Here is a 6,214-nt window from a genome sequence, read left to right on the forward strand (position 1 = left end):
GACCAGGAGCTGAAGGACATCTGCGAGCGCTTGAACACAACACCGCGAAAGTAACCCGGGCTACAAAACCCCGGCGGAAGTCTTCCGGCAGAAGCTCCTCGCCCAGATGCGGGCGGTCGGATAGGATCACACAGCCGCAAGTCGCGCTTGGCCAGGATTGCCGATTTGCCAGTGCTGCCCGGCGAAGCCGAGGGCATCGACAACCGTCGTCGCGCGGCGGCTAAAGCAGCACTAACTCTGCCAAATCGAAAATGCCTGCCACTGCGCCCGACGCCAAGCTCTCGCTCGAGTCTGAAGGCTGGGAAGAGTTGGAGGCGGAGGGATTGCTACGTTAGCGGGGAAGCCCGGAGCAGGCGAAGCTTCGCTAACGAGATCGCGAAGCCTCCTTCTCACCCTCGTACAATAAGCTTCAGGCGACCGTATCAGCGAGGTCCTTGGAAACCTTGAACTTCACAACGGTCTTGGCGGCCACGTCGATCATGGCGCCGGTCGAGGGGTTGCGCGCTTGGCGTGCATCGCGTTTAGCGGACGACAACTTGCCGACGCCGCCGAGCGTCACGTCGCCGCCCGACTTCAGCGTCGTCGAGACCACACCAGCCAGCGCAGCGAGAACGGCCGATACGTCGGCCTTGGACTTGGACGCGTCTTCAGCAATCGCGGCAATCAGTTCGTTCTTGGTCATGAAATCGTCCTCTCTGATGTCAGCTGGCTTTGGCGGTCTTGCCCCGCGCAGGCGTTTTCCGCCGCTGCTGTCCCAGGCCCATCTTCTTGGCCAGCGTCGAGCGGGCCTCAGCATACGCGGGTGCGACCATCGGGTAGTCAGGCGGCAAGCCCCAACGCGCCCGATAGTCCTCGGGCGACATGTCGTAGGCCGTGCGCAGGTGGCGCTTGAGCGATTTGAACTTCTTGCCGTCCTCGAGGCAGATCAGGAAATCCGGCGTAATGGATTTCTTGATCGAAATCGCCGGCGTCGGCTTCTCCTCAACGGGCGCCAGCGGCTCCGAACCAAGACCCGCGATCGCCGCATGGGTCGTAGCGATCAATGCCGGGAGCTCACCCGCCGGGACGCTGTTATTCGAAACATAAGCTGAGACGATATCCGCAACGAGGCCGATGAGGTTTTCGGTTTCTTCTGCCACTGTCTTCTCCTGGATCAATATGTGCGGCAATCGGAAGGCTAGGAATCAACAACCTATGGACGGCTTATGCCTGTTGAATGAGGGAAACAAGGCAGCTTCTCCACGACGATCGAGTTGCCTCCGCCATATTGCCCGGTTCAATGCGTCTATGTGGTGCGGCTTTGGTGATTGTTCATGCAGGGGCCCTGGATCTTTTCGAGCCGGTCGCGAGCCGTCTGGGCGAGAACGCTGATCATCGCCGTGTTGGCGATTGTGATTGTATTCCCTGCGCTATTTTGGCGTTAGGCGAGCTTCCAACTCTAGCCGTGCTGGCTTCTAATGACTTGGGAGATACTTGGCTTGCTCGGTGCTTGCTGTGGCCAACAGAGCTTCCAGGTCGGCGAGGGTCTTAGTGTGAGCTTCGAGCCGGACATTTGGCTGCGGCCTTACTATCCTAGTCAGAGCGCAATCGTACCCCCCACTATCCCCCATCCTGCCGGTAGCCGATCAGTTCTCCATCGATGGCGATGAAGCCCTCATCGACGCGCTCCAGATGATTGATCGCGCAGCAGGGTGGACTTGCCGGACCCCGACTGGCCGATGATGGCGGTGACGCTGCCAGGCTTCAGCGCCAGGCTGACATCATCGAGCACTTTCAATGGCCCAACGCTCTTCGAGACATGGTGATGCGGATCTCGCCGCCGCCGCAACTGGCGCAGGAAAGCCGTGAGCGAGACCGCCCACTCGTCAGGACCACGACCAGCGCTGATGATCGGCCGGCACCTTGCCTTGACATGGGGCACCTTCTGGCGCGGCTGGGGCAGCCGCGTGGCAAAGGTGAAGCAGATCGGGCAGGCTTGGGTTGGCTCGGTTGGGCTGCAGCCGGCCTTCTATGGCAATGCCAAGGTCACCACCGGCCAAGCAAGCCGCTCCCCGCCAAAGGGCATCGCCGATTCGACCGACGCTGGCGCCACCGGTGGCCTTCGCGGGCACTGCGAGGCTCGCACGAAGGATGGGCCTAGCGAGGCCAGTGCCGGTTCGTTCCGGTCGAAATGGCCAGCGTCACGAGACACACTGTGGCTGCAATCAGCAGCGTCGCGATTAGCTTCACCGGGATCAGCATGGGGACCTCCGCGGAGATCAAGCCATCTTCAGCTTAACCCCACCTCGTTGGGTGTGGTTCCCGTCGCATCCGGAGCATTTCATGGACACGACCGCCATTCAGCGGGCGCTGGTTGCGCTCGGCTATTCGCTTGTTGTCGATGGCAAGTCAGGTAGCAGCTCTGCAGAACGCTATGGGGCACAGGACTGCGGAACCCGAGTGCATGTCAATGAGCACTATGTCAGCAAGGCGAGCCTGCGCGAACAAGGTCGGGCAGGTGCTCGACCTTGTCCGCGATGTGCCAAAGCGACGTCGGCAGCATTAACGAACGGCTGGATCGCGTGGTCGAGAACCGCCACTCGACGCGCGGGCGGACCGGCTTTAAGCCGCCGTGACGTAAGCGGCGCCGGGACTGGTTCGAGGCCCAGCCCGATCTCGACCCGCGGCGCCTCGTCTTCATCGACGAGACCGGCCTGTCGACCAAGATGGCCCGTTTGCGAGGCCGTGCCCCTCGCGGTGAGCGTTGCCGGGCCGGCATCCCGCACGGACATTGGAAGACCACGACCTTTGCCGGAGCGCTGCGCCTCGGCGGCATGACGGCGCCGTTTGTCTACGACGGTGCCATGAACGGCACGGTCTTCCTGGCCTATATCGAGCAAGTCCTGGTTCCGACGCTGGAGCCGGGCGATATCGTCGTCATGGACAATCTCCCGGCGCACAAGCCTGCCGGTGTCCGCGAGGCGATCGAACGCGCCGTTGCCACGCTCTCGTTCCTGCCGCCCTACAGCCCGGACTTCAATCCGATCGAGAACGCATTCGCCAAGCTCAAATCCCTGCTGCGGGCCAAGGCCGAACGCACCATCCCCGCCCTCTGGGGAGCTGTTGGAGCAATCGTCGACCTCTTCTCGCCGAACGAATGCGCAAACTACTTCAGAGCGGCGGGATATGACCCGGATTAAGCCGGAAACGCTCTAGTTTCGCGTCGCCGGAAGAGCTGGATATTCTTCAACGATCGCTGGATAGAGCCTGGGCGATGGTCGTTGACCGGCACGGATCCGATCCATTGAAAGCGCCAGGCGAACGGGAGCGGCTTGCCTATATAGCCGCGTCGCTTTGGCAACAGGGTGTTCATAGTTGCGTCGTTGAACAGGCGGTCGAAGAGTTCGAAGCGACCGCGCCCCAGCTAACCTGGCCCGTCAAGCCCGACACCGCATCACAATAGTACCGTCAGATCACAATTTTTCATTCGGCGGATTCTGACCAGAAACGCAGAGAAGCGACATCGGCATCGTCCGTCGGCTGCGTCTCCACTTAAGTTGGCCCGGTCTCCGAAAGGGGGCCGGGCCATTTTGCTATGCAGAGATCACTCGATGATCTGAACGATCTTGCGGGAGCTCGGCTCAACCAGAACCGTCTTATCGTTGACCACAGCGAAGCGGTACTGCGTGACGCCAACATCAGAAGGCAACGTGTGCAAGGTCACCGATGACGGTAGGGCGGCGCCGACAGCAACCGACTCGGTCACTTTCACGGAAGCGGGGTGTTCCTTCATGATATAGGTCCGGACCTTGCTTTGCTGATCCGTGGTGATGGTGGTGGTTGTAGTCGATGTCTGCGCGATTGCCGCGGAGCAGGTCAGTGCTGCAACCAGAGAGATCAGGACTGGATAGCGCATCGAGATTCTCCTCTTTCAGATCCCCCGCCGGTTTCGCAAACACCGATGGAGCGCGCTTGTTCCATGATTGGCTGCCGGCCTCGCACAGGGGGCGTACTGCGGCATGGCGCCGAGCTCGAGTACCCCTCCCGCAAGATGTCACCGCGGATGGTGCGCGGAGGTCGGGCATGTCAAATGACGTTGAGATCGTTGCAACCCTTCCTAAATTTGCCTTCGCAGGTGTCCTTTTTGGAGGGAGGGAGACATGCCTTTTTCGTCGCTGAGTGACCCCACTGATCTCGCTCGGGCTGACGCGGCGCTGGAGGCTGCGTGGGGCGAAATCAAATCGAGTATTCCCCCTGCGTTTGAAGAGCGAGAACGCAGTAGGCTGGCTTACATCGTGTCTGCGCTGGTGGCCGTCGCCGGAGATGAACAGGACCTGACGAGCCGGGCCGTCGAGCGCTACCGACGATCTGCTGCAGCATGAGCTCGGCTTCGCTGGCTTCGGCTGCCGGGGCCTTTTTCATGATGCGGAGGTCATTCGAGGCGAACGGCCCTTGATCTAAATTTATTGACAGGTGCAGCGGAACCAGACTGTCGAGTGATCGTTCCCGGTAAATCCACTTGAGCGGTCAGTGGAGATGGTTCCCCTGCCAAAGAGCCATCGAAGGGAGTCGGCCCCCAGCCGCCGGCTCCCTTTTTCTTATAGCGGATCGGGTGGCGGAGACACCCGCCCGATGACAGCAAGGTAGCGGTCGCTGGAATGCGCGACTGCAACGACGAGATCTGTGCCGTCGTCGCAGACCACACGGAGTCTGTAGAACAGAGCGGCCGGATCGGCATCGGAGAGATCGCAGAAAAGGTACCCGGCGCGGGTGTCGTCGGAGTTGCTGCCAAATTGGTAGGTGAGCGGGAGCGTCCGGCCGTCCCGCAGGACAAGCAGGCCTTTCCCGGTATACATCGCCGGCCCCCGCCAACTGCCTTAGCAGTACGCGCCCGAGTCCGGGCTAGAGCAAGCGACGTTTAGCGTCCCAATGGCTCGGCATCTTCTGCGTCACCTTTAGGAATCTTGCGCTCAAGGTCCTGTTCTTCCCCTGCCGCGTTCGTAGCCGATGAACTCCTCATCGGTGGCCCCAGCCTCTCTCGGATTGCGGCGGTGATTGTTTGAGCGTCTCGATCACCGGAGCCGCGTCGGTTCTCCCCCAGCCGGCGCGTTCCTTTGTTTGAGGGCAAGCGAACATCGCGATGAACCCGAAAACGCGGCAAGCGCTGCGCGGCCTCTTCGCCGACGCTAATGAGGTTACTTGCCAGGCCCTCATGGTCCTCGCGCCGGAAGCCCAGGCGAACAGCCAAGACGCCAAATCCGTGGCCGGTGCCTCCGCCGATTGCAGCTGCTCGACGCAGAGATCATCCGCGTGTTGGTAGCGCTCCCCCCGAATGCGTGGCGCCGAGCTGCCGTCTTTCCCCTCCCAGGGCGTGTGTGGCTCGGGCGTCGATCATCTCCCAGCTGCCGGCAACGCGGCGACAATTTCCTGCTCAAGCTCCAGGATGATAGTCTTCCGCAATGGCAACTGCGGCGGTCCCTGGCTGATGAGACCAAAAAAAATCGGCCGCCGGCAGCAAGCCTGAGTTGGATCTTCCCGTGAGGCCAGCGGGGCATCAATCGTGCCAGGCCTGCTTTTTGCTCTGGCGTCATGGCGCCTGCCGAAATCCCCCGTACAGGCTAACTACGCGTTGGGGTTCGCGATATTGTCCCTGGTGTCAGGCTGCTGTTCTCACCACGATTACTTGTTGCCACTGAGCGATGCGGTTCTATCGTAGGAAAGAAGCAGGTTTCGTATTTGCGTTCGCACAGGGGGTCACCGTGCAAGCGTCGAATTGCTTTGGTACTTTGACCGAACCAGCGGGGGAAGCGGTAAGGTCAGAGCTCGCGCGGATCGTGGGAAGTGCAGATTTCAATGTTCCTGCGCGTGTAAAACACTTTCTACAGTACATTGTCGAAGAAAAGCTTTCGGGGCAAGAAAAGCGATTAAAGGCCTTCACGATTGCGAATGAGGTATTTGGTCGGGGAGCGGATTTTGACGCCATGAACGATCCGGTGGTGCGGATCGAGGCCGGTCGCCTGCGGCGCGCGCTGGAAAGATATTACCTTCTCGATGGAAAATGCGATCCGGTGGTTATTCAGGTGGCAAAGGGGAGCTATGTTCCCGCGTTCCGCTGGCGTGTTATCGATACGCCGGTGCTGGACGAAGCCGGGCCGTGGGAGACACCCCGCCAAAGCCGATCATCACGTACGGAATTGATGACCCGCCCCGGCGTACTGGCCTGCGGCCTTTTGTG

The 6,214-nt window shown here is 60.8% G+C and carries 5 protein-coding genes and 4 pseudogenes; 4 read left to right on the forward strand and 5 right to left on the reverse strand.

The annotated features are described in order from the left end of the window. A pseudogene (locus AB4Z16_RS27820) lies at window positions 1-124 on the forward strand (IS30 family transposase); the annotation flags it as partial. A 285-nt stretch (window positions 125-409) separates the two neighbouring features. Here AB4Z16_RS27820 and AB4Z16_RS27825 read toward each other — a convergent pair. The 3 genes and pseudogenes from AB4Z16_RS27825 to AB4Z16_RS27835 form a co-directional block, all read right to left on the reverse strand. Then, on the reverse strand, window positions 410-682 hold the full coding sequence (locus AB4Z16_RS27825) for an HU family DNA-binding protein (protein ID WP_441514548.1): 273 nt from the start codon (window positions 680-682) through the stop codon (window positions 410-412). Between the two features lie 19 nt (window positions 683-701). Next, window positions 702-1,139 carry a Ros/MucR family transcriptional regulator gene (locus AB4Z16_RS27830; RefSeq protein ID WP_441514549.1) on the reverse strand — a complete coding sequence of 146 codons (438 nt, stop codon included), beginning with the start codon at window positions 1,137-1,139 and terminating at the stop codon, window positions 702-704. A gap of 466 nt (window positions 1,140-1,605) precedes the next feature. After that, window positions 1,606-1,804, reverse strand: a pseudogene (locus AB4Z16_RS27835) (ATP-binding cassette domain-containing protein); the annotation flags it as partial. Between the two features lie 814 nt (window positions 1,805-2,618). Between AB4Z16_RS27835 and AB4Z16_RS27840 the strand changes: the two are divergent. Beyond that, window positions 2,619-3,179: pseudogene (locus AB4Z16_RS27840) on the forward strand (IS630 family transposase); the annotation flags it as partial. Between the two features lie 404 nt (window positions 3,180-3,583). Here the strand turns inward: AB4Z16_RS27840 and AB4Z16_RS27845 are convergent. Beyond that, window positions 3,584-3,895, reverse strand: coding sequence for a DUF1236 domain-containing protein (locus tag AB4Z16_RS27845; RefSeq protein ID WP_441514550.1), 312 nt, complete (start codon window positions 3,893-3,895; stop codon window positions 3,584-3,586). Between the two features lie 244 nt (window positions 3,896-4,139). Here AB4Z16_RS27845 and AB4Z16_RS27850 point away from each other — a divergent pair, with 244 nt between their 5' ends. Then, complete coding sequence (locus AB4Z16_RS27850) at window positions 4,140-4,361, forward strand: hypothetical protein (RefSeq protein WP_441514551.1); 222 nt, start codon at window positions 4,140-4,142, stop codon at window positions 4,359-4,361. A 216-nt stretch (window positions 4,362-4,577) separates the two neighbouring features. On the opposite strand, the gene AB4Z16_RS27855 is transcribed toward AB4Z16_RS27850, so the two are convergent. Beyond that, window positions 4,578-4,835, reverse strand: coding sequence for a hypothetical protein (locus AB4Z16_RS27855; RefSeq protein WP_441514552.1), 258 nt, complete (start codon window positions 4,833-4,835; stop codon window positions 4,578-4,580). Between the two features lie 843 nt (window positions 4,836-5,678). Between AB4Z16_RS27855 and AB4Z16_RS27860 the strand changes: the two are divergent. Further along, window positions 5,679-6,214 (forward strand): annotated as a pseudogene (locus AB4Z16_RS27860) (hypothetical protein); the annotation flags it as partial.

The sequence above is a fragment of the Allobosea sp. TAF32 genome (assembly GCF_052113585.1).
GTDB lineage: Bacteria > Pseudomonadota > Alphaproteobacteria > Rhizobiales > Beijerinckiaceae > Allobosea.